16 protein-coding genes, 1 tRNA gene and 2 pseudogenes are annotated in these 23152 nt (G+C 59.2%); 4 read left to right on the forward strand and 15 right to left on the reverse strand.

What is annotated here, in order from left to right; genetic code table 11:
• Positions 1-178 precede the first annotated feature (178 nt).
• Positions 179-2005, reverse strand: a complete 1827-nt coding sequence (gene glmS, locus XI03_RS11980) for a glutamine--fructose-6-phosphate transaminase (isomerizing) (protein ID WP_271592257.1) — start codon at positions 2003-2005, stop codon at positions 179-181.
• Positions 2006-3282: 1277 nt separating this feature from the next.
• Here glmS and gmd point away from each other — a divergent pair.
• The gene (gmd, locus tag XI03_RS11985; RefSeq protein WP_271592258.1) at positions 3283-4368 is read left to right on the forward strand and encodes a GDP-mannose 4,6-dehydratase; all 1086 of its coding nucleotides are present in this window, start codon (positions 3283-3285) and stop codon (positions 4366-4368) included.
• Positions 4349-5326 (forward strand): GDP-L-fucose synthase family protein, encoded by a 978-nt coding sequence (locus tag XI03_RS11990; protein ID WP_271592259.1) that lies wholly within the window; start codon positions 4349-4351, stop codon positions 5324-5326. Before gmd ends, XI03_RS11990 begins: the two co-directional genes overlap by 20 nt.
• Before the next feature lie 1111 nt (positions 5327-6437).
• Here XI03_RS11990 and XI03_RS11995 read toward each other — a convergent pair.
• From XI03_RS11995 to bioB, 9 genes and pseudogenes are all read right to left on the reverse strand, one after another.
• On the reverse strand, positions 6438-7388 hold the full coding sequence (locus XI03_RS11995; RefSeq protein WP_271592260.1) for a sulfite exporter TauE/SafE family protein: 951 nt from the start codon (positions 7386-7388) through the stop codon (positions 6438-6440).
• A gap of 688 nt (positions 7389-8076) precedes the next feature.
• The gene (locus XI03_RS12000; RefSeq protein WP_271592284.1) at positions 8077-11181 is read right to left on the reverse strand and encodes an efflux RND transporter permease subunit; all 3105 of its coding nucleotides are present in this window, start codon (positions 11179-11181) and stop codon (positions 8077-8079) included.
• A gap of 711 nt (positions 11182-11892) precedes the next feature.
• A pseudogene (locus XI03_RS40265) lies at positions 11893-12116 on the reverse strand (pantoate--beta-alanine ligase); the annotation flags it as partial.
• Positions 12115-12453 (reverse strand): annotated as a pseudogene (locus XI03_RS12005) (3-methyl-2-oxobutanoate hydroxymethyltransferase); the annotation flags it as partial. The pseudogenes XI03_RS12005 and XI03_RS40265, both read right to left, overlap by 2 nt.
• Positions 12454-12587: 134 nt before the next feature.
• A complete protein-coding gene (locus XI03_RS12010) occupies positions 12588-13001 on the reverse strand; it encodes an aspartate 1-decarboxylase (RefSeq protein ID WP_442869711.1) in 414 nt (137 codons plus the stop codon).
• Between the two features lie 57 nt (positions 13002-13058).
• Positions 13059-14321 carry an adenosylmethionine--8-amino-7-oxononanoate transaminase gene (locus XI03_RS12015; RefSeq protein ID WP_271592261.1) on the reverse strand — a complete coding sequence of 421 codons (1263 nt, stop codon included), beginning with the start codon at positions 14319-14321 and terminating at the stop codon, positions 13059-13061.
• Entirely contained in the window at positions 14321-14953 is a 633-nt protein-coding gene (bioD, locus tag XI03_RS12020; RefSeq protein WP_271592262.1) for a dethiobiotin synthase, read from the reverse strand. The genes XI03_RS12015 and bioD overlap by 1 nt, the downstream gene beginning before the upstream one ends.
• Entirely contained in the window at positions 14935-16104 is a 1170-nt protein-coding gene (locus tag XI03_RS12025; RefSeq protein WP_271592263.1) for an 8-amino-7-oxononanoate synthase, read from the reverse strand. The genes bioD and XI03_RS12025 overlap by 19 nt, the downstream gene beginning before the upstream one ends.
• Positions 16105-16199: 95 nt before the next feature.
• The gene (bioB, locus tag XI03_RS12030; RefSeq protein ID WP_271592264.1) at positions 16200-17261 is read right to left on the reverse strand and encodes a biotin synthase BioB; all 1062 of its coding nucleotides are present in this window, start codon (positions 17259-17261) and stop codon (positions 16200-16202) included.
• Between the two features lie 122 nt (positions 17262-17383).
• Here bioB and XI03_RS12035 point away from each other — a divergent pair, with 122 nt between their 5' ends.
• Entirely contained in the window at positions 17384-18019 is a 636-nt protein-coding gene (locus tag XI03_RS12035) for a GntR family transcriptional regulator (protein WP_271592265.1), read from the forward strand.
• Positions 18020-18139: 120 nt separating this feature from the next.
• On the opposite strand, the gene XI03_RS12040 is transcribed toward XI03_RS12035, so the two are convergent.
• Positions 18140-18331: a hypothetical protein gene (locus XI03_RS12040; RefSeq protein WP_271592266.1), complete on the reverse strand. Its 192-nt coding sequence runs from the start codon at positions 18329-18331 to the stop codon at positions 18140-18142.
• A gap of 489 nt (positions 18332-18820) precedes the next feature.
• Between XI03_RS12040 and XI03_RS12045 the strand changes: the two genes are divergently transcribed.
• Positions 18821-20449, forward strand: a complete 1629-nt coding sequence (locus tag XI03_RS12045) for a recombinase family protein (RefSeq protein WP_271592285.1) — start codon at positions 18821-18823, stop codon at positions 20447-20449.
• Here XI03_RS12045 and XI03_RS12050 read toward each other — a convergent pair.
• The 4 genes from XI03_RS12050 to mnmA form a co-directional block, all read right to left on the reverse strand.
• A tRNA-Met gene (locus XI03_RS12050) sits at positions 20406-20482 on the reverse strand. The genes XI03_RS12045 and XI03_RS12050 overlap by 44 nt on opposite strands.
• Before the next feature lie 257 nt (positions 20483-20739).
• On the reverse strand, positions 20740-21096 hold the full coding sequence (locus XI03_RS12055) for a hypothetical protein (protein ID WP_028140204.1): 357 nt from the start codon (positions 21094-21096) through the stop codon (positions 20740-20742).
• 44 nt (positions 21097-21140) lie between these two features.
• The gene (locus tag XI03_RS12060) at positions 21141-21779 is read right to left on the reverse strand and encodes a class I SAM-dependent methyltransferase (RefSeq protein WP_028140205.1); all 639 of its coding nucleotides are present in this window, start codon (positions 21777-21779) and stop codon (positions 21141-21143) included.
• A gap of 20 nt (positions 21780-21799) precedes the next feature.
• Positions 21800-22981: a tRNA 2-thiouridine(34) synthase MnmA gene (gene mnmA, locus XI03_RS12065; RefSeq protein WP_271592267.1), complete on the reverse strand. Its 1182-nt coding sequence runs from the start codon at positions 22979-22981 to the stop codon at positions 21800-21802.
• Positions 22982-23152 lie beyond the last annotated feature (171 nt).

Here is a 23152-nt window from a genome sequence, read left to right on the forward strand (position 1 = left end):
CACGACTGACTCTGGTCATCCAGCTAGTGCCGGGATCATTCTCCTTCTGAGCTAGCCCACGCCGTAGGGACGCTTAGATCGTCATCTCGCCGCTCAGCGGAGCACGGCGGATGCGACCATACGCAAGCCCAAGGCCTCGACGCGGAGGCCTCAATGCTCAGATACTAACACTGCGGCGTCATTCGACAGTCACGGATTTTGCGAGATTACGCGGCTGATCCACGTCCGTGCCCCTTACGAGAGCGGTATGGTAAGCCAAGAGCTGAATCGGAATGGCATAGACCATTGGCGTAAAGCTTGCGACCATCTCCGGCAGCACGAGGGTCATGAGTGTGTCCACCGTCGCTTCCAAAGCACCCTTCGCATCGGTGATCAGGACGATCTTGCCGCCCCGAGCGGCAACTTCTTGCATGTTCGAGACGGTCTTCTCGAAGACTTCGTCGTAAGGCGCGATCACGACCACAGCTACGGCCTCGTCGATCATTGCGATGGGTCCGTGCTTGAGTTCGCCGGCCGCATAACCTTCTGAGTGGATATAGGAAATTTCCTTCAGCTTGAGTGCGCCCTCCAATGCCAGGGGGGCCGATGTGCCTCGACCTAGATAGAACACGCCCCTCGAGTCGGCGATATAACGCGCGAGCTTCTCGATCTGCGGCTCAATCAGTAGCGCCGCAGCAATCAACCGCGGCACAGCGATTAGCTCACGCACGAGCTTCGACTCATCGATCTCAGACAGCTTACCGCGCTCTTTGCCTGCTGCGACGGCAAGCGCCGCCAATACCATCAGCTGGCAGATGAATGCCTTTGTGGAGGCGACTCCGATTTCTGGCCCCGCCAGCGTCGGCAGAACGGATTCACTCTCGCGCGCAATCGTCGAGGTCGGGACGTTGACCACAGATATCGTGTGCACGCCCTGACCCCTGGCGTATCGCAAACCCGCTAACGTGTCAGCGGTTTCGCCCGACTGCGAGATGACGATGGCGAGATCACCTCGGCGCAGAGGCGCCTCCCGGTAGCGAAACTCGGACGCTACATCGATCTCGACAGGCAAGCGCGCCAGCCGCTCGAACCAGTATTTGGCGATGTGCCCGGCATAGCTCGCCGTACCGCACGCGATAATTGAGATGCGCTGAATGGATTTGAAGTCGAACGGCAATGTGAGCGGCAGGGCAACGCGCTTCGCCGCCATGTCGAGATAATGAGCCAATGTCTTGCGGGCCACTGTCGGTTGCTCGTGGATTTCCTTGGCCATGAAGTGGCGATAATTCGCTTTGTCCACAAGGAGTGACGATACGCGAGCCTTTGATGTTTCTCGCTGGACGACGGAGCCGTCTGCGCTATAAATTACGCACATCGTGCGCGTAAGCACGGCCCAGTCGCCGTCTTCAAGATAGGTAATGGTGTCGGTCAAAGGCGCGAGCGCGATCGCGTCCGATCCTAGATACACTTCACCGTTACCATGTCCGATCGCAAGGGGCGACCCCTTGCGCGCACCGATCAAAAGATCCTCGTGGGCCTTGAAAAGGAATGCCAGCGCGAAGGCACCGCGCAGCCGCGGCAGCGACGCTTGTACCGCATCCTGCGGCGAGTAACCATTCTTGAGATAGGATTCGACGAGATGTGCCACCACCTCGGTGTCCGTCTCTGATTCAAAATGGGCTCCGTTCCGCTCCAGCTCGGCTCGCAGCTCGCTAAAATTCTCAATGATCCCGTTATGAACGACCGCTACATTTTCCGTCGCATGCGGATGAGCATTGCTCTCGGTCGGCTTTCCATGAGTCGCCCAGCGGGTGTGACCAATACCGGTACGACCCGATGGCGGATAATAGCGAAGCCGCTCCTCAAGGTTTCTCAGCTTACCTTCAGCGCGTCGCCGCTCGATACGGAGACCTTCGAGAGTCGCGAGGCCTGCGGAGTCGTACCCACGGTATTCCAATCGCTTGAGCGACGCGACCAACTGCCCAACGACCGGACCACGCCCCAAGATGCCGACAATTCCACACATATTGATCAATGCTGCCCAAGTTCAAGAAGCCCGACGTCCCCTCACAGGAACCCCGTCATGAAATTCGCTTGCCCCATGATAACAGATGTCGAGCTTGGGATTTGTCGCGGTCGCCTGTATCGCCGCCGCATTCACAAGCGAAGTTAGATCTCTTTCAGCCATCATCGCTTCGCCCAGCTACATTCCGGTTTTGGCTGCCCATCGAGTACAAACGGGGATGCGGCTGCGAATAGCGTGACCGCTTCGAGGAGAGCCAGATATGCAGGCCCGCTTTGACACTGGTGCGACATAGCAGCGAAACCGGCGAACCGGGCCGCACCTGAGCGGGAGTAATTCCTTGCGTGTCACTCATTGATTCTTCGAGAGGCTCACCTTCCGTCTCAGCTGCGCTCCATTTTGCAGATAGAAAGATGACACCTGCCCAGGGCCTCTACATGGTCTGCTGCCAACACATTTGCGCAGCCGCTCTAGCGTGAATTACCCTGTGTTGCTGGAAACCTTTTGCCGCCGCGGTTTAAGAGGCTCATAAAGCACAGAGGCAAGTTACGCTTGTCGAGCCTAAACGATTGGCAGCGAAGCTCTATCGTACGAACGTAAACTTTCGATATCGAAACGTTCGAAGATCTATACTAACGTTTGCTGCTCATTTCATTCTGTCTTTGGTTGACCGTCCGCTGCCTGCGCGAAGTTTAGATGGCAACGGCGCGCTGATCACGGTCGGCGAGTCGACCACCAAGACCGTGTGTTCTGTCCGGAAGTTAACGGTACGGGGCTTTGTAGATTACGAATTGACGCGCAGGCACAACTGTGTGCTGGCTTGCATCCCGTCATCCGACAAATGCATTTACGACTGCGGCCTCAGTTCGTCGCTCTGCCAAGCCATGGCGACACCACGCGAATGCGTACATGCGCCTGAGGGTCGATAAGGAACAAAGATTCTCAGCTTCTATCTTATTGTAAATATCGGCGGACAAGTCCGCCCAGGCGCTCGTATCGGCGACAGCCATCCATCTCGCCTGCTTAGGATTATCGCGGAGTATCAGTCAGGATGCGAGCGCTAATTGACTTTCATGTTTTGAAGATCAATGTGTTGGCACACGCCAGTCCAATTTAAATCCATGTATATAGTGTGCTTTCCTATATAATGTGTATGACTGGAGCTAACGATCGCTTTCCTCAAATTGCGGTTGGAGCAGGTTTGGCGCACCTAGATTCTCGAGAAACGGCTTCGTACTAGCGTTTCACAGGGCTTTCTTTCCGGCGCAACAAGAGAGACCATGGCGACTCAGGACTCAAAGCGGCGCGTTGCGCTGATCACCGGCGTCACCGGGCAGGACGGCGCATATCTGGCGGAGTATTTGCTCCGTCTCGGCTACACCGTGCACGGGATCAAGCGCAGGTCGTCCTCATTCAACACCGCGCGCGTCGATCGTCTCTACCAGGATCCGCATGCTGGCAACGTGCCGTTCCTGATGCACTATGGCGACATGACGGATTCGACTAATCTGATCCGACTGGTGCAGCAGATCCGACCGACCGAAATCTATAACCTGGCCGCCCAGAGCCACGTCCAGGTCAGTTTCGAGAGCCCGGAATACACCGCCAATGCCGACGCAATCGGCGTGCTGCGCCTTTTGGAAGCGATCCGCATCGTCGGCATGGAAACGGAGATCCGGTTCTACCAGGCCTCGACCTCGGAGCTTTACGGGCTGGTGCAAGAGGTGCCGCAGAAGGAAACCACGCCATTCTATCCGCGCTCGCCCTATGGCGTCGCCAAGCTTTATGGCTACTGGATCACAGTGAACTACCGTGAGGCCTATGGCATGTTCGCCAGCAACGGCATCCTATTCAACCATGAGAGCCCGACCCGCGGCGAGACCTTCGTGACGCGCAAGATCACCCGCGCCGTCGCCCGCATCGAAGTCGGCCTTGAGAACACACTCTATCTCGGTAATCTCGACGCCAAGCGCGACTGGGGCCACGCCCGAGACTACGTCGAGGGCATGCACAGGATCCTGCAGGTCGACGAGCCCGGCGACTTCGTGCTCGCGACAGGCGAGACGCGGTCGGTCCGCGAGTTCGTCGAGCTGGCGTTTGCCGAGGTCGGGCGCAGCATCGAATGGAGCGGCAAGGGCGTCGACGAGGTTGGCGTGGATAAGGCGTCCGGCAAGACGCTGGTGCAGATCGATCCGGCCTATTTCCGTCCGACCGAGGTTGATCTCCTGATCGGGGACGCCAGCAAGGCGCGCGCGAAGCTCGGCTGGGTTCCGAAAACGCCGTTCTCGCAGCTGGTGAGGGAAATGGTCGCCAGCGATCTCGTCGAAGCCAGGCAGGGCGCGGCCAATGGCAAGCACGGCGTTTGAACTCAAGGGCAAGACGGTTTTCGTTGCCGGCCATCGCGGCATGGTCGGCGCGGCGCTGATGCGCCGGCTAGCACGTGAACAGGCCGATCTCTTGACGGTGTCGCGCAAGGAGCTCGATCTGCGCGACCAAGCCACGGTGAATGCCTGGTTTGCCGCGAAGCGACCGCAAGCGGTGTTCCTCGCGGCTGCCAAAGTCGGCGGCATCGTGGCTAACAACGTGCTGCGCGCCGAGTTTCTCCACGACAATCTGGCGATATCGAGCAACGTGATCCAGGCGGCGCATGCCAATGGATGCGAGAAGTTGATGTTCTTCGGCTCCTCCTGCATCTATCCGCGCCTGGCGCCGCAGCCGCTCCGAGAGGATTCGATGTTGACCGGCCCGCTGGAGCCGACCAACGAACCCTACGCCATCGCCAAGATCGCGGGCATCAAGATGGCCCAGGCCTATCGCAGCCAGTACGGCGCCGATTTCATCAGCGTGATGCCGACCAATCTCTACGGCCCCGGCGACAATTATCACCCCGAATACAGCCATGTCGTCGCCGCGCTGATCCGCCGCTTCCACGAGGCCAAACTTTCGGGCGGTGGCCACGTCGTGGTGTGGGGCACCGGCACGCCGCGCCGTGAATTCCTCTATGTCGATGATCTCGCCGACGCCTGCATCCATCTCATGAAGACCTATTCCTCGCCGGAACCAGTCAATATCGGCACCGGCGAGGATATCAGCATCGCCGAGTTCGCACTCATGGTCGCGACCGCCGTCGGTTTTCGCGGTGAGATCTGCTTCGACACGTCCCGCCCGGACGGCACGCCGCGCAAGCTGCTCGACGTGGGTCGGCTTTCCGCGCTCGGCTGGCGCGCCACGACCTCGCTCAAGGACGGCATTCAGCTGGCATATCGGGCGTATCGCGCTGACAGCGATGGACGGCACCAGAGTGATTCACTTGTTCCCGTATAAGGGCTATCCTACGATCAATCAGCGGTGAACGTCCGGCTTAGCGGACTGGCCGCTCACGTAACGATCAATCTTTCTTCGCAGTTCACCAACGTTCATCGTCAACAACTGCCCATAGTTGGCCGCCAAGAACCCGAGTGACGCGGTGAATGCTAGCTACGGCGCAGCCAGCCGACGTGCAGGTGGGCGATCATTAGCCGGAAGCGTGCTGCTGCCCCTTTCCTCTCGACCAATGCCTTAGCGATCGTCTTTCATCATTATCCTCGCCGGCAGCTAACGATGGATATGAGCCCGCCGAACATCCCAAACGCCAAGGGCAAGCCCAACATGTGTGCGATGAGCCCGATGCTGCCGGGCGCGACGAGTATACCCGCGTAGCGCCTGTCGTGATCACCGCGATCGCTATGCCTGCTGGCATGACGTTCTGTTTGCCGGCGCGCCGACACAGCAAGGGTACAACATTTAAAATACCCCCGAAAACGCCCACCTCGGCGAGGCCGAATCCGGCCCCAAAAATGTCAGCCGCGTCCCAAGCAGGCCGGCAGACGAATTTGGCAGATGGTATCACGGGCGCTCCTGAAAGAGCGGTCCGAGCGCGGCGCCCCTCATCCTACGTGCGCCGCCTGCAAGCGGCGCGCGGCTCGACGATGATGCCCTCAACTTGACGTTCCTCATCCGTGCAAGTGCGATGCCGTAACAAATACCGGACTATATCACAGGGCGAGCGACAACTAGGGGTCCTCGACGATGCGGTGTTTCGGCGAATCTTTCCCGATGAGCTACCATACAAGGGGATCATTCTCACTGGTCTGCGACAGCCAGAGGCGCAACGCTCATTATGGCCTGTTGTAAAGCCTACAAAGCTGATGCTGCCCCGCGGCTCTATGTAGTTGGCCCTAACACGGCCGTAAGTTTTCCGAAGCTTTTGCAAATCGGAAGCGCTCATCATTAGTAACGGCGCTGACGCGCGAGATCTAACAGAAACAGGACCGCTATGACGCGCAAGCCGTCAATGTCGGCCCGATACTTTAGAGATTCGATGGTTTCAGGCGGCTAGATGGCTCGCCGCGCCGCGCTTGATGTGTCGTGTCTCGCATTAGTCGTTTCTTCTGGACTAGCGGGTCGCGCCGGCATCAGTCACTTCGAGTGGCATGGTGACAACATCACCCTCAGGTGCAGCGCTTATATCCGCAGTTCGCCGAGACCGTCGTTCTGACCACATCGGACCGTGCGTGGTAAGGAAAACGTACAGCAGGCAGAGATCGATCAGTATCGCCGCCGTCATGACGCTATACGCCCAGGCGCTCTGCACTAGACCGAGCTCCATCAGCACCCGTGACAAACCAAAGCCCACGATCCAGGCATCAAAGCTCATACAGATTCGTCGGAACATCTCCGGATCAAGCCGGCGAATAACGTAGGACCCCAGCGGGATGCCAAGCATTACACTGGGTACAAAAACATAGAGCAAGCTGCCGCTTTCGGAAATGAACAAGCCGAGCTGATAATAGACGAAGGCGGTAACGCTCGATTCCGCCACGCGAACCAGCGCTAGGCCGGCGCGAAATTCGTGTTTGACCAAGCCCTGGTTGTTAAACAGCATCGCTAAGGGAGGGCCGGAGATAGTCGTCACTGAATAGAGGATGCCCAGCATCCACCCGAATGGCAGGCCGATCAGCCAGCTTGCTTGGATAGGGCGGCGCCAACCCGCAGCTTGCAGCAGGATCAGAGGCAGAATGATCGTGTAGGTGGCGAACTTGATCCAGCCCGGCTGGAGCGAGGTCAACGTATAGCCGCCGAGCGCAATGCCCGGCAAGAGTCCAAGCAAGATGGGAAGCACTCGTCTCCAAACCACCCGCACGCCGTTCAAGTTGATGAGGAGGACGTAAACGTTGACGAAGACCTCGATAAAGACAATGGCGGGATTGAGAATGCGATTGGTGTAGAAAAACAGCGCAAGGGGTACAGTAAGCGACGAAAAGCCGTAGCCGATAGCTCCATTTACAAAGGCCGCAAAACACGTCGTTGCGGCCAGAAACCACATAGCAGCATCAAACTCAGGCATTTCCTTAACTTTCCCACTCCAGAGGCATCAGGTCACGCGTCGGGCAAACGGCGCGGCTATTGGTCATCAGGATTGCGGCAGAGTCTGATCATTCCGCTAGCAGCTCCGCCCGCCTTCACAATGGCAGTGGCCGTTGTGTGCGTTCGCCCTTCGACTTCGGGCGTACAACGAGGAGCTGTGCTGCAGTCCCAGTACCTGACTACGATCACTTAGCGAATACGTGTCAGTCTGCTTTTCGACTTGTTGATCAATGGTCCTCGTGCCGAAAGCCGGCAAGTGCGTCGGTCATGGAAGTGTCCTGACGACCGTTCCGACGCAATTGAACTCGCGTCGAATCCGAAGCGGTTCAGCGACATCTTTTTTCAGCTGGCAGCGCAATGCGGTCAGATCGAAGCAAACAATTCTCCTTCAAGAGCCCTTGGATAAATGGCAACGCCACCTTTTATCAGACGAGCATCAATTGTCTTCGCCCCCCGGCGATGTCGAGCTTGGGCGTTCCGTTGCCGTGAATGTACCGTGCAATTCACCTTAGCGGAGCAGCCGCCGATCACCGACGTGTTCTTCCGAGCACCTGACGGTCGCCAAGCTCGGCACCACCGGCGTGAAGATCTCGATGGGTACCGGAGCGTCAAGCGGTCGCAGGCCCCCCTTCGCTCACTATACCGAGCGAACCTGATTGAATTTATCGTCATTTCTTGGTCAGCTGGGCATCAGCAGCACCAGTAAGGTCGAGCTCGGCGGCGATCTTCGCGCGGCCGGAGCTCGCATAGGCACGGTGATCGGACGCAATCGCGACATAGAGCGCCGGCAGCACGAAGAGCGTGAACAGCGTGCCAACAGACATGCCAGCGACGAGCACGAGCCCGATCGAGAAGCGGCTCGCGGCGCCAGCTCCCGTTGCAGTCAACAAGGGTATGAAGCCCGTGACCATAGCCGCCGTAGTCATCAAGATTGGACGCAGTCGGACTCGCGCCGCCATCTCTATGGCCGAGCGACGGTCAAGTCTCTCCTTGAACTGCAGCTCATTGGCGAACTCAACCATCAGGATGCCGTGCTTGGAAATCAAGCCGACCAGTGTCAACAGTCCGACCTGGGTGTAGATGTTCATAGTCGCCCAGCCAAAGAATGGCGGGATCAAGGCCCCGACGATTGCCATCGGCACGCTGATCATGACGATGAGGGGATCGCGCAGACTTTCGAACTGGGCCGCAAGCACCAAGAATATGATGATGATTGCAAATGCAAAGGTAATCGCCAGTTGGTTACCCTCGTGCACATATTGACGGGCGTCGGCGAGGAAGTCGTGGCTGAAGCCTGCAGGCAGTTTCTTTGCCTCGGCCTCCAGGAAGTCCACAGCCTGACCGATCGTGACGCCGGGCATCGGCACGGCCTGAAAGGTCGCGCAGTTGAGCTGATTGTAATGGGTGAGCGCGTTCGGATCGGTCGCAGTATCGATAGAGACTACAGTAGACAGCGGGAGCATCGAGCCCGTCGCAGTCTTCACATAATAGCTCCCGATTGCTTGGGGCGCCAGGCGTTCGTTACGTGGCACCTGCGGGATCACCTGGTAGGAGCGACCCTGCAAATTGAAGCGATTGACGTAGTTTCCGCCAAGTAAGGTGGCGAGCGCGTTACCGATGGTCTGCATGGTGATACCAAGCTCGTTGGCCTTGGATCGATCAACCCTGATTCGTACCACCGGCTGGTTGAACTCGAGGTCGGAGTCGCTCACCATGAATAGACCGCTCTTGCGCGCGGCATCCTTCAACTTCGACATCTGCTCGTAGACGGATTGGAACCCAAGCGTCGAATTGATCACCATCTGCACTGGTAGGCCACCCGAGCCGCCCGGAAGCGGCGGCAAGCTAAAGGCAAACGCGTTAATGCCTTCGATTTTCGACAGCTCGGCTTGGACAAGGGACTTTAGCGCGGTCGATGATCGCTTGCGCTCATCCCATGGCTTGAGCAACATGCCGGCCATGCCACTCTGCTGGCCGCTAACGCCATTGAGCACGAAGCTCAAATCAGTCTCGGAAAATTTCTGAAAGGCTTTCTCGAGCTTGGTACCGTAATAGTCGAGGTAATCGATATTGGCGTATTTCGGCGCCTTGATTAGAGCGAATACGATACCTTGATCCTCCTCGGGTGCGAGTTCCTTCGAAGTATGCATATAGAGAAAGCCGACAAGGCCCAACATGGTCAGCGCAAACAGCCCGGTAATCGGACGATAGTCGAGCGAGCGGTCGAGCTTGCGGCCATACCATCGTGTCATGGCGCCGAACCCACGGTTCACAAATCTTGCGATCCGCCCCTCCTCAGCGGGTTTGAGGAAGAGCGAGCACATCATCGGCGACAGCGTCAAAGCGATCACACCTGACACGATCACCGCTCCGGCTAGCGTAAAGGCGAACTCGCGGAACAGCGCGCCGGTGAGGCCGCCGAGAAATCCGATTGGTGCATATACCGCAGCCAAGGTAATCGTCATGGAGAGAACAGGCCCGACGATCTCTCGGGCGCCCCTCGTAGCAGCTAGTAAAGGCGGCGCACCTTCTTCTAAATGGCGATGAATATTCTCCACCACTACGATCGCGTCGTCGACCACGAGACCGATTGCGAGAACCATTGCAAGAAGGGTCAGGAGATTGAATGAAAACCCCAGCGCCAGCATGATGCTGCAGACACCAACGAGCGACAACGGAATAGTGACTACAGGAATGATGACCGACCGCAGCGAGGCCAGGAATAGAAAGATCACCACCACCACGACAACCACGGCCTCAATGAGCGTCTTTTCCACCTCATCGATCGATGATTGAATGAATTTGGTGGAGTCGTAGGCCACTTTCATCTTCAGTGACGGCGGGAGGTTACGCTCCATTTCTGGAAACAGCGCCCGAACGCCTCGCACTATGTTTAGCGGATTGCCTTGCGGGCTCGCCTGAACGCCGATGAATACCGCGTGCTCGCCGTTCATGGCGACGCTGATGTCTGTGGTCTGCGCGGCAAGCTCGACTACGGCAATGTCCTCCATGCGCACAAAGCCGCCGTCATTGGCTTTGACGATCATGCGCTTGAAGTCATCGACACTCCGCAGATCCGTGTTCGCAGTGACGTCGTAGATGGTGAAATTGCCCTTCGTCTGGCCGGCCGCGGCCTGGAAATTGTTAGCGGCGATTGCAGCCGACACTTCAGCCGGCGACACGCCGTGACCTGCCATTTTCGCAGGGTCGAGCCATAGGCGCATCGCAAAACTCTGGCCCCCCAGGATGTCTGCCGCTGCGACGCCATCGACAGTTGACATAACTGGTTGCACGACGCGGGAGAGGTAGTCGGAGATCGCGCTGGCCGTCAGTTGCTCGCTGGAGAAGGCGATGTACATGACAGCGGTGGTCTGACCGGTCGACTTAGTGACGACCGGATCGTTTGATTCCTTTGGAATTAAGTATCTGACTGAGTTGACCTTGGAGAGCACCTCGGTGAGCGCCTCGTTCGGATCAAAATTCAGCTTGATGTGGACTTGGATCGTCGAGGTACCGAGCACCGATGAGGAACTGATGTAGTCGACGCCCTCGGCGGAAGCGACTGCCTGCTCCAGGGGAGTGGTGATGAACCCCTGGATCATGTCGGCGGAGGCGCCAGGAAAGGAAGTCGTGATATTTACGACTGTATTAGATAGCTTGGGATATTGCCGTATCGGCAGCACGGTGGCCGCGCGAAATCCGATCAGCAAGATCAGGAAACTGACGACGATAGACAATACCGGACGTTTGATGAAAAGCTCGGTAAATGCCATCTCAACTCGCATTTCCAGAGAGGGATGCAAATAAGCCAGCAACTTGCGGTGCAGCAATGATCATCAATGCGGCTACTGCGCAAAGCCCTAATATGAGGAAAGCGCTATCGGCTACTCAAAGGGCTCACACGTTGCTGAGCATAGCGTTCCCAATCCTCCGCTTCTGGAACTTCGTCGCTTGAATGAAGGTTGGCTGCGCTGTTCTGATCACTCATCGCGATCTCGAACAGTGGGTCCCTTCCTTAAGACAAAGCGCGCGTGCAACCTGCCAAAGGTCAGTCTCAAGATATTCGCCCTCACATGGAACGCAACGACCGCTAGCAAGGTGTCACTTCAGGCTTCGCGATGACCCGTCGATCGAATGATCCAGCTCGACATCGAAAGTACAAGCGACCTGACGGGTGCTCAACTCTACAAAGGTAAGCGGCCAATATAGAATGGGCTGCAAAACGCTATACCAAGGTTTGTCGAAACGGTCACTGGCCGCAGCCCCGCGAAAGTTGTGAGGTTGCCAATCCCACAATATTCCGCATGCACCCCCAATCGCGTCGCTAACTCGCTGAGCAACGTCGGCTCGGAGCTGGCCCTTGCTACCAGCTCGGCACGTCTGTCGGAAACGCTGGCTTGAGCCTTCTTCCAGCTCAATATCCTCCGTACTGTTGGGCTACGCAGCGCGCTACGGACTTGCGCAACGCCAGTATTACGTGTCGATTAGCCGCCAACGTAGGCTGCTGCACAAAGCGCCGCGGGCGTCCAAGCGGTTTGTCGGCGGTGTTGAGCGTGTCACCGTCCACAAGTTCAAGATACTGCAGTCGGTCAACTGCCTTTAAATGCCTCTTGGCGATCGCATTAGCTTTTCTACGTTGCGGCTCTCCTGAGCGAAATTCATTGACCGCGGCGGACAGTCCACGATTGATCGCAAGGGCCCGCTGACGTAAGACCCAGATGACCCATCACGGGAATCTCGCAATTCGTCGGTGCTGAGGTGGAAGCAATGGCACATCGGCGACGCGCAAAGCGCGAGGCTTGCTGCGTGCAACGGCTTGCAGATGATGGTTCATCATCGCCACGCTCACAGGCGGCGTGTTTTTAAATCCAAGGCAAACGTTCCGACACTGACACCGACGAGAATGATGTCAACGGAAGTATCCGCGATACGCGCCGCAACCGCGGCGTAAACAGTGGTTATGACAAGACGCCGGCGTCCTCCTTCCAGCGCTGCAGCATGGGAATAGTGATGCGCTCGACCGGCCGCTCCGAAAGGGGGCTCATTTGGACCCCATCGCGTCCACAACCTCCGTCGATTCTGCGGTGCAAGTGGCAAGGCATTGATGTCACCCAACTCGCCCGCTGTTTCGAAGCCATATCGACCCGCAGCGTCCGAAGTAGTCGAGTATGTCAGGCGATCAGTAACTGGTTGCTGCGATCAGTGAGATCTTCGGCCTCAACTGAAGAGTTTGCTGCTCGTCTAAGTAAGACGAACTGCAAACAATGAGCACCGACTTGGCAGGTCCGCGGAGCAGCGCCGTTGAGGACAGCAACGTGAGCCGCGTGCGTCGAGAATGACATATCTGAATTCGTGCCCCGGAGTTATTGTTCCAGATCTCCACAAATCCAATCGGTAGAATGCCCGTCTCGTCGCAGTGATCTGGATCGAGGGTGATGGAACCGTGATAATGGAGATTCGCCTCCGTGACATGGATGCCGTGCAGCTTAGCTGCGAGTTCTTTTCGTCTCAAAAACGGCCCACCAAGGATGAAATTCCTTCTGGTTGCGTGATCACCACACGATGACTCGGCCGCTGGTGCGGGCGGGTCCATTGGGTTCGGCAGCTCCGTCGACAGGCTGTGGCGATCGGCGACCGGTCCGGCCTGCTTCTAGACCAGCTCATCGGCTGCATCGCTTATTGCGGCGTAGATTTCTGCGAGGTCCGCTGAGGTGACACAATACGGCGGCATGACATAGATCGTGTTGCCAAGTGGGCGCAGCAGCAGATCTCGATCGCTAAAGAACGCCTGCAAGCTCGGCCCGATATTGGCGAGGTACCCCTCGTCGCACACCTGCAGCTCGAGTGCTGTGATAGTACCAGTCTGACGGACGTTCCCGAAGCGCGCGTCCGCGCGAAATGGCTCGATTTTCTGTTTCTGCATTGCAGCGACGGAGGCCACACGCTCGTAGGTCTCACGGTTACACCAGAGATCCAGGTTCGCCTTGGCAGCGGCACACGCCACCGGATTTGCCGTGTAAGAACTGGAGTGGAAGAAGGTGCGGGTTCGGTCTTTCGAATAGTGTGCATTGAAAATGTCCGCGCGGCAGAGCGTCACCGCGAGCGGAAGAGAGCCACCCGTAAGGCCCTTGGAATAGCAGGCAATGTCGGGCCTGACCCTAGCCTGCTCGCAAGCGAATAATGTTCCAGTGCGCCCCCAGCCGGTCATGACCTCGTCGGCAATGAACAGGACGTCTGAGGCCTCACAGATCCGTTTCATTTCATTTAGGACCCAAGCAGGATACATAAGCATCCCCCCAGCGCCCAGGATAAGGGGTTCGACGATAAAGGCAGCCGGATTTTCGTTGCGACACGCGGCCTCGAGCGCGTCGAGCGTCGCCTGTTCATGACCCAGCGCCGGGAACGGCACTGAGGTAACCTCGAACAGCAGAGGTTCGTAGGCCGCATTGAACACACCACGCGCCCCGACCGACATGGTGCCCACCGTATCGCCATGATAGGAATGCTGCATCACGACGATACGTGAGCGCGGCTCGCCGATGTTGCGCCAATAGCCGAGGGCCAATTTCAGCGCCACCTCCACGCTGGTCGAGCCGCTGTCGGAGAAGAAGACGTAGTCGAGGCCACGGGGCGCAAGTTTCAAAAGCAGGGAGGCTACCTCTTCGGCGGGTTCATGAGTGTGGCCCGCGAAGATGATCTGGTGGAGCTTTTCCGCCTGCTTCTGAATGGCATTCACGATGTCAGGATGGCAATGGCCATGGGTCACAACCCACCAAGACGCGATCGCGTCAATGATGCGACGGTCGTTCGCGGTGTAAAGATATGCACCCTCTCCGCGCAAAACCTTTATCATCTCTCCCTGCAGCGCATGTTGGGTAAACGGATGCCAGATCCGCGACTTTGCTTTGCACATTATAAATCGAAATCGCCAGCATGGAACGAATCCTTGAAGACCGCGCGAAGCGCGTTCGGGGTGAGTGGAACAAGGCACGGGAGCCGACCCAGCTTCCGCACTTTTCCAACCCTGCAAATAGTGCTCTCGGTGTGGACGTTCTCTTCACCGATGAACACCATACCACGAACCTCAATGTTGCGATTGTGCAAGGCCTCGAGCGAAAGCAGCGAATGATTGATGGTACCGAGGGCAGTGCGCGCACAGAGAATGACTGGCAGCCGCCATCGTGCAAAGACGTCCATATATAGTTCGTTGCGATTGAGCGGCACCATTAGCCCGCCTGCCCCCTCGATCACGAGCGGGCGATCACCGGTGTCCGGCACATTGAGTGAGGTGACGTCGATGTGAAGCCGATCGAGTTCTGCTGCGAAATGTGGTGACGCTGGCGTTTCAAGACGATACCGCTCTGGCACAATCCGATCATCGGGAAGTTCGGCCAGTCGTTTGACGACCTCAGAATCGGTCTCCGCTCGAAGACCAGCCTGGATCGGTTTCCAATAATAGGCATCAAGACAACCGACGATCCCTGCGCAAAAGATCGTCTTGCCGACCCCAGTGTCGGTGCCGGTGATTACGAATCGCCGAGCCATCTTCCCTCGCTTCCGGTTTCTTCCATCAAGGCATCGAGCAAGGAACGCACATCATTCTCTCCGACATTCAGCGTCAGGGAGATTCGCAGCCGAGCTGTGCCCGGCGGCACGGTCGGGGGTCGGATTCCGCGAACGTCGAATCCGCAAGCCTGCAGCATCGATGCCAGTTTCATGGCGCGCACGTTGTCGCCGACAATGTAAGGCACAATCTGGGAAGCGGAGGGACTCCGGCGCCCGCGCAAGCGGATCTCTTGATGTGTGAAGGCGACTAAGCTGGCCAGGCGCTGTTGCCGTTCCGGTTCCTCCTTCAAGATTTTTAGCGCCTCCTGCACGGCAACAGCCAGTAAAGGCGACGGCGCCGTTGCAAAAATTAGTGGACGGCAACGGTTGACCATGAAGTCGCGCAACACCCGGCTCGCGGTGACGAGGGCGCCGGCGGCGCCCAACGCCTTGCCGCATGTATGAACGACCACCAGGTTCTCGCGCCCTTCATAGGGGGCGGTCAGCCCCTTTCCCTGCTCACCGTACACGCCAGTGGCGTGAGCTTCATCCACCAAAAGGAACGCATCATGCCTGTCGGCAATTGCGACAAGCTCCCTGAGCGGCGCGAAATCGCCGTCCATGCTGTACAGACTTTCAGCCACGATCCAGACGCAACCCGTCCCGCCTTTCGCGCGCCAGTCGCGGATTGCGTCTTCGACCGACGTCGGATCGTTGTGAGCGCTTTCGCGAAACTCGGCTCGTCCGGACCGTGCGCCTTCGCGAATGCTCGCGTGCACGCGCGAATCGAGTACCAGCAGATCGCCCCGTTGAGGCAGCGTCGTCAGGATGGCAAAATTCGCCACATATCCGGCGCTGAAAAACAGCGCTGTCTCGGCTCCGAAAAGGTGCGCGGCCTCCGCTTCGAGACGTTCGTGCTCGTCGCAATTTCCGCGCAGGAGTCGTGACCCGCCGGCCCCAATTGGAGTGCCGGCTTCCAGCGCCGCCGCTACAGCCTTCTTCATCCGCGGCGCACTCGCCAGCGCGAGATAGTCGTTCGATCCAAAATCAATGCCCGAACGCGGCGCTAGGCGCCGCAGCCGGTCCTGCTCGTTGAGGGCCCGCAAGGCGGCGCGATAAGTGGCCACCTTGTCCGCGCGCGTTGAAGTCATCAATCAGTCAGGTGTGTAGAAGGGGGTGCTTGCGCAAATCACTCGGCGGCCGCCAATCACGAAACTCAAGAATCTCTCGAGGGCGGCAGAGACGGCTATGGGTGTCGATCACTGAGAACGCTAACATTAGCCGGCACAGATCGCCTGTTGCCCGGCTGCTCCTGGTCGAGGCCGGATTTGATGCCAAGCCGCCCAAGCAACTCCACGTCTCGCTCGCGCTGCGGGTTGCGCGTGGTCAGAAGCGCGTCGCCGATAAAGATCGAATTAGCGCCGGCGAGAAGGCACAGCGTCTGCAATTCATCCGTCATGTATTGCCGCCCGGCGGACAGCCGCACCACGCTTTGTGGCATCAGGATGCGTGCGACCGCGACGACACGCGCGAGGGAGATTGGATCGGGCCGTTCCGCCGTTTCCGCGACCGGCACGCCCTTGACCTCGTTCCAAAGGTTGATCGGCACGCTATCCGGATGGCTCGGAAGATTGGCGAGCAGCACCAGCATGCCGAGGCGATCCACGACGCGCTCCCCCATGCCGAAGATCCCGCCGCTGCAGACCTTTATGCCCGCCGCGCGCACCTCAGTGAGCGTGTGAATACGCTCCTGCAATATCCGCGTGGTGATGATCTGGCCATAGAATTCGGGCGAGGTATCGACGTTGTGGTTGTAGAAGTCGAGGCCGGCCTCACGCAAACGCTGCGTCTGAGGAGCGGTAAGCATTCCGAGTGTCACGCAGGTTTCCATTCCGAGACCCTTCACCGCGCTGACCATCTCGCAGACCTGGTCTAGGTCGCGGTCCTTTGGACTGCGCCATGCCGCCGCCATGCAGAACCGCGCCGCGCCGGCCGCTTTCGCGCGCTCGGCGGTCGCGATCACATCCGCCTTGTCCATTAGCCGCGTCGCTTTCAGCCCCGTGTCATAGTGCGCGCTCTGCGAGCAATAACCGCAATCCTCTGGGCAGCCGCCAGTCTTGATGCTGAGAAGGCTCGCGGTCTCCAGATGATTGGGATCAAAACGGCGGCGGTGAACGGCCTGAGCACGGAACATCAGGTCGGAGAACGGCGCGTTATAGAGCGCCTCCGCCTCGCCAAGGGTCCAGTCGTAGCGAACGGGTTCAATGTCGCAGCCGTCGTCCGGTTTTGTTTTCGCGCTTGGGATCATCCGAGCCTACGAGCCTCCTCTACCAACTATAGATAATCCTCAGGATTATCTATGATCTTTCATGTCGAGTTATGCTAACTGACGTCCGGCCGACATGCACGGTGTTTTCTGATAGATAATCTATGATGAGTGAGAACGCGACAACTTCGCAACGCATTGCCCATTCGATCGGGCGCCGCATTATCAGCGGCGCCCTAGCACCAGACGCACCGCTGAGGCAGGACCATATCGCGCGCGAATTCAACTCGAGCCACGTCCCCGTGCGGGAAGCTTTTCGGCAACTGGAGGCACAACACCTCGTTGTTGCCGCCCCCCGCCGCGGCGTGCGCGTTGCATCGCTCGACGCGAAGTCGGTAAAGGAGATCGCCGAGATGCGCGCCGCGCTGGAAGTGGTCGCGCTGCGGAATGCCGCGCCGAAACTCACGGCGGCCCATCTCGCGCGGATTGAGCTAGCCCTGATCGAAGCCGACAACGCGGAGACAATTCAGGAATTCGAGATCGCGAATCGCACATTTCACCACGCACTCGTGGCGCCCTGCGCAATGCCTCGATTGCTCGCCTGCCTCGATGGACTGCAACTCGCAAACTCGCGATTAGTGTTCGCGATGGCGCGCAGTGCCGGATGGCGTCCGCGATCCAATCAGGATCACCGCTTGATTCTGCAAGCAGTACGATCACGTAATATCGATCAGGCCTGCGATCTGCTTGCGCGTCACATTCAAAGTATTGAGCGGCTCGCCTTTCCTGCTTTATTATGAGAGACAACAATGCAATCGCAGCGCACCAGGCGGCGTCGTCCCTGGCACGACACCAAGTTAGCCCTCCGATAGGCCTTCATCTCGCACGAGCCATATCCAGCCATGATTTGCCACATTGTCCTATTCACAGCTAAGAACAAGACCTGCATCGATATAAATCGCCGACCGACTCTCGGTTCTTCCCGCCATCACATGCACGCCGGCATCGCGTGCAACCGCAAGACCGATCAGCTCGGTAATAACGTCGACGTCGTTGTGAGAATGATGCTGTAGTTCGCCACCCGGGCGCACGATCTCTACAGTATCAGTCAAACGGTTACGACCACTGCCAGAGCTTCAGTTAGTGGCCGATTACAATTGCCGGATGTCGTCTCGGAAGCTTGGTGCACCTCCGCGAATTGCCATGGATCGAGCTGGTCACGGGTGCAACGTCTCGCACCGACCGCACCTCCTTCTCAGCAGCATCACTTCGGCGTGACCGAAGGCGTTGGCTCCTCTCTTTTTCTTCGCCGCGGCAGCCGATTGCACGACGAGCTGACAGCGGCCGCTCCGCTTCGGCACCCGATCCGAGCATAATGCTCGGATGATCACTACCCTCGACATCTTGTCGATTGGCTCCAGCGCAGGTGCGTGCACCTCGTTGAGTTGCGCGACGCCCTAGAGCTTCGATTGTGCGGGAAGCCCATCGCAAATTGTCCTTGCAGACGACTCCAGACAAGGCGATCTTATGCCTCGCGCGCGTACTTGCTCGTCTGGCCGCGTGGGAAGATCATGAAAGACAGCTCGCCAACCGAAACGACAATGAAGAGAGCGACGATCTATGCTCGGTTCTCAACCGATCTTCAGAACGAGCGATCGATTGAGGATCAGCTTTCACTTTGTCAAACGTATGCGGAGCGCGAAGGCTTAACTGTTATCAGTACCTATGAAGATCGGGCTCGTTCAGGCGGCTCTGTCATGGGACGCGAAGGCCTTTTGCGGATGTTGGACCAAGCGCGGGAGAGATCCTTTGACGTGGTGATCGTCGAGGCGCTAGATCGCCTCTCGCGCGACATGGAAGATCTTGCAGGCATTCATAAGCGGCTATCCTTTCTCGGGATCGAGATCCGGGCGGTCCACGAAGGCGTCGTTAACACCGTGCTGGTCGGCCTTCGCGGCTTGATCGGACAACTCTATCGTGAGGACAACGCGCACAAAGTGCGTCGTGGCCAAGCCGGGCGGATCAAGCAAGGTTTGGCTGGGGGTGGCCTGACATACGGATACGCCGCGGTCACTGGAAGAAGTGGCGAACGAGTTGTGGTCGAGACAGAGGCACGAGTAATCCGGCGCATCTTTCAGGAATACGTCGAAGGCCGTACGCCTCGGGAAATCGCGCACGATCTCAACCACGAGAGGATATCACCTCCGCGGGGGCGCGCATGGAATGCCTCAACAATAAATGGCAATAGTGAGAGGGGTGCCGGCATTCTGCAGAACGAGCTTTATATGGGCCGCCTGGTCTGGAACAAAGTTAGGATGGTGAAAGATCCCGACTCGGGAAAGCGCCTGTCACGACCGAATCCAAAGAGTGACTGGCAGGTTGCTGAAGTGCCGCATCTTGCAATCCTCAATCCAGAGCTATTCACAGCTGCTCAGCGACGCAAGGAAGAGCGCAGTCACACCCACCCCAGCCACCAACGTCGGCCTCGTCGAATGCTATCTGGCCTGCTCCGTTGCGGCTCATGCGGTTCGGGTATGGCAACCAATGGGCGGGACAAATCAGGGCGCGTTCGTATTCGCTGCTCCGCGGCGACAGAGAGCGGCACATGTTCTGACGCGAAGACTTTCTATTTACACAACGTCGAAAGTGCAGTCCTCAGCGGGCTAAAGGCCGAACTGCGTGCCCCGAACGTTATTTCGGAATATGTACGAACATATCTGGAGGAGCGGAAGCGCCTCGCAGCTACATCACACGCAAAGCGGCAGCGCCTTGAGCTGCAGCTAGGGCAATTGAACCGAGAAATCGAGCGACTAGTGGATGCAATTGCAAAAGGACACGGCGATCCATCAATTCTCGGGCCAAGATCGACCGCCCTAGATGCCGAGCGAAAGCGGATCTCTGAGGAGTTGAAGAGCGAGCCCGCCACGCCGAAGGAAGTCGCGTTACATCCGGGGATCCTGAAACGGTACGAGGAGCAACTCGGTCGACTTGAAGAAGCGCTGGGGAAAAGTGTTTCAGCCGGTGACGCCGAGGCCGCGCAGGCCATCAGAGATCTTGTCGATACGGTCACTGTGTTCCGGGATCCAGACAGACCGGGTGGAGTAGCGATTGAGATTGCAGGCCGATTAAATGCCCTGCTCGGCGAAGCTGCCCACCATAACGGGGTAAAGGGAGTGTGGGGAAAGATGGTAGCGGGGGAGGGACTCGAACCCCCGACCCCAGGATTATGATTCCCGTGCTCTAACCAGCTGAGCTACCCCGCCACAGGGCCCGCGAACGGCGGCTACGGCCGATCTCGCGAACGCGCGGCATATAAAGAAGGGGGCGGCGGGAAGTCAATCCGCCTTCGCTAAAAGCTTCGGCGCGACAGGGCGTTTGGGGGTGGAAAAGCGACCGGTTTTGGCGGCGGATCGCCTGTTTTTGGATATCAGATTTGCGGAGACTCCCCCTCACCCGGAAGCCGCGCTTTTGCGGATTCCGGCCTCTCCCGCAAGCGGGAGAGGCGAAGGAAGAATCGGGCCTATTTCGGCCGCACGTTCGGGTCGCCGCCGGGGCTGCCGGGGGGCGGGATCACCGGGGTGTTGCCGCCGGTGTCGGGGGCCGGGGCGTGCATCTCGGGGTCGACGCCCGCGGGCGGGCAGAGCACGCCGTCGGACTTTGCCAGCTTGTCGCCGAGCGGTTCCCGGGACTGGCCGGTGGTGGTGCCATCGGCCTGGCGGTTAGGGCGGTCCTGCGGGGTGCAATTGGCCGCATGTTGCGGGGATGGCGGCGCGGTCGCTTGCGGCGGCGTCGCCGGGGCGGGCGGAGCCTGCGCGATCGCGCTGCCGGAGGCGACGATCAGGAGGCTGGCCAGGATGATGTTTGATGTCGTGCGCATGGGAGCAAAACGCGCCGATCACGGCGCGTGTTCCCTCGGCACGATCACGATTTGTGGTAGCGGATCAGCGAAAAGTGCCCCATCGGCGGCATCGGCCTCCGTTCGGCCAAGGTGATGCCGCCGTGCCTCGCGGCCCAGCCCTCGAGGCGGGCCCACGGGAATTCCGGGCGCCAGCCGAGGCGGCGGGCGACGGGCGCGAAGGCGAGCTCGAACAGTTTGCGCGGGCCGGTCTCGGCGCCGATGTGGTTGACGAGGATCAGCTCGCCGCCGGGCTTGAGCACGCGCACGAACTCGTCGAGCGTGCCTTCGGGATCGGGCACGGCGGTGATGACATATTGCGCCACCACCGCGTCGAAGAAGTTTTCGGGGAAGGCGAGGTTTTTCGCATCCATCACCGAGAGCACTTCGACATTGGAGAGGCGAAGCGCACGCACCCGCGCCTGCGCCTTGCGCAGCATCGGCTCGGAGATGTCGACGCCGCAGATTTTCGTGGTGCGCGAATAGTCCGACAGCGACAGGCCGGTACCGACGCCGACGTCGAGGATGCGGCCGCCGATGCGGTCGGCCTCCGCGATGGTCGACTGCCGTCCGGCGTCGAACACCTTGCCGAACACGAGATCATAGACCGGCGCCCAGCGGCCATAGGCCTTCTCGACCCCGGCCCGCGAGATGTCTGCTGCCATGCCCCCTGCCCTGAATTCTCTTAACCGCGCACCGCTTCGACAAGCGGCCTCGCCGTGCCTGTCGCGACTTTCGCGGCGGCGCTTTGAATGAAGCCGCCGCCAAGCACGCGGGCCTGCCCACTGGGCGCGTCGTAGAACACGCAGGCCTGGCCGGGCGAGACGCCCTCCTCGCCGCCGACGAGCTCGACCTCATAATGGCCGTTCGCGCCGCGCAGCCATGCCGGCTGCGGCGCGCGGGTCGAGCGCACGCGCACGAACAATTCGAGGCCGGCGCCGATGGCGCGGTCGATGTCGCCGCCGCCGATCCAGTTGACGTCGCGCAAGGCGATGCGGTGCATCTTCAGCGCATCGCGCGGGCCGACGACGACGCGGCGGGTGGCAGCCTCAAGCCGCACCACGAACAGCGGCGCGTGGGCGGCGATGCCGAGGCCGCGGCGCTGGCCGACGGTGAAATTGGCGATGCCATTGTGCCGGCCGAGCACGCGTCCATCGAGATCGACGATGTCGCCGGGGTCCATCGCATTCGGACGCAGGCGCGTGATGATGTCGGTATAGCGGCCCGTCGGCACGAAGCAGATGTCCTGGCTGTCGTGCTTGTCGGCGACGGACAGGCCAAAGCGGCGCGCGAGCTCGCGCGTCTCGGGCTTGGTCATGTCGCCGAGCGGGAAGCGCAGGAAGTCGAGCTGTTCTTGCGTCGTCGCAAACAGGAAATAGCTCTGGTCGCGGTCGGCGTCGGCCGCGCAGACCAGCGCGCGCGAGCCGTCTTCGCGGCGGCGCGAGGCGACGTAATGGCCGGTGGCGAGCGCCTGTGCGCCGAGCTCGCGCGCGGTCTTCAGGAGGTCGCGGAATTTGACGCTGCGGTTGCACTCGATGCACGGCACCGGCGTCTCGCCGAGCGCGTAGCTGTCGGCGAAATTGTCGATGACGGATTCGCGGAAGCGATCCTCGTAGTCGAGCACGTAATGGGGAATGCCGAGTTTTGCCGCGACGTCGCGGGCGTCGTGGATATCCTGGCCGGCGCAGCAGGCACCCTTGCGATGGGTCGCCGCGCCATGGTCGTAAAGCTGCAGCGTGATGCCGACGACGTCGTAGCCTTCCGCCTTCAGAAGCGCAGCCGTCGTCGAGGAATCGACGCCGCCCGACATGGCGACAACGACCCTGGTGTCCTCAGGACGGCCTTCGAGATCCAGACTGTTGGGCATGGGCCTTAAGGGTTGTGACGGCGTGCGGCGATCCGCGATTTCATGCTTCTCGCGGGACGTCGTCGAACCCCGGGAACTTTAGTTCCCGCAAGGCACGACTGCCCGGTCGAAAGCGGCTGAGAGTAACCTCTTTAATATAGGCGGCATTCCGGTGAAGCAATCACGGGGGCG

Origin of the sequence: Bradyrhizobium sp. CCBAU 65884, from assembly GCF_028128835.1 — a bacterium.
Lineage (GTDB): Bacteria > Pseudomonadota > Alphaproteobacteria > Rhizobiales > Xanthobacteraceae > Bradyrhizobium > Bradyrhizobium ottawaense.

Excerpts from the sequence above, each read along its gene's own strand:
- XI03_RS12000 (WP_271592284.1), bottom strand. The coding sequence starts at position 11,181 with ATGGCATTTACCGAGCTTTTCATCAAACGTCCGGTATTGTCTATCGTC.
- bioD (WP_271592262.1), bottom strand. The coding sequence starts at position 14,953 with ATGGCTCGGCGATTCGTAATCACCGGCACCGACACTGGGGTCGGCAAG.
- XI03_RS12060 (WP_028140205.1), bottom strand. The coding sequence starts at position 21,779 with ATGGCAGCAGACATCTCGCGGGCCGGGGTCGAGAAGGCCTATGGCCGC.
- XI03_RS12025 (WP_271592263.1), bottom strand. The coding sequence starts at position 16,104 with ATGACTTCAACGCGCGCGGACAAGGTGGCCACTTATCGCGCCGCCTTG.
- bioB (WP_271592264.1), bottom strand. The coding sequence starts at position 17,261 with ATGATCCCAAGCGCGAAAACAAAACCGGACGACGGCTGCGACATTGAA.
- XI03_RS11995 (WP_271592260.1), bottom strand. The coding sequence starts at position 7,388 with ATGCCTGAGTTTGATGCTGCTATGTGGTTTCTGGCCGCAACGACGTGT.
- XI03_RS12010 (WP_442869711.1), bottom strand. The coding sequence starts at position 13,001 with ATGGACCCGCCCGCACCAGCGGCCGAGTCATCGTGTGGTGATCACGCA.
- XI03_RS12055 (WP_028140204.1), bottom strand. The coding sequence starts at position 21,096 with ATGCGCACGACATCAAACATCATCCTGGCCAGCCTCCTGATCGTCGCC.
- glmS (WP_271592257.1), bottom strand. The coding sequence starts at position 2,005 with ATGTGTGGAATTGTCGGCATCTTGGGGCGTGGTCCGGTCGTTGGGCAG.
- gmd (WP_271592258.1), top strand. The coding sequence starts at position 3,283 with ATGGCGACTCAGGACTCAAAGCGGCGCGTTGCGCTGATCACCGGCGTC.
- XI03_RS12045 (WP_271592285.1), top strand. The coding sequence starts at position 18,821 with ATGAAGAGAGCGACGATCTATGCTCGGTTCTCAACCGATCTTCAGAAC.
- XI03_RS11990 (WP_271592259.1), top strand. The coding sequence starts at position 4,349 with ATGGCAAGCACGGCGTTTGAACTCAAGGGCAAGACGGTTTTCGTTGCC.
- XI03_RS12015 (WP_271592261.1), bottom strand. The coding sequence starts at position 14,321 with ATGTGCAAAGCAAAGTCGCGGATCTGGCATCCGTTTACCCAACATGCG.
- XI03_RS12035 (WP_271592265.1), top strand. The coding sequence starts at position 17,384 with ATGATGAGTGAGAACGCGACAACTTCGCAACGCATTGCCCATTCGATC.
- mnmA (WP_271592267.1), bottom strand. The coding sequence starts at position 22,981 with ATGCCCAACAGTCTGGATCTCGAAGGCCGTCCTGAGGACACCAGGGTC.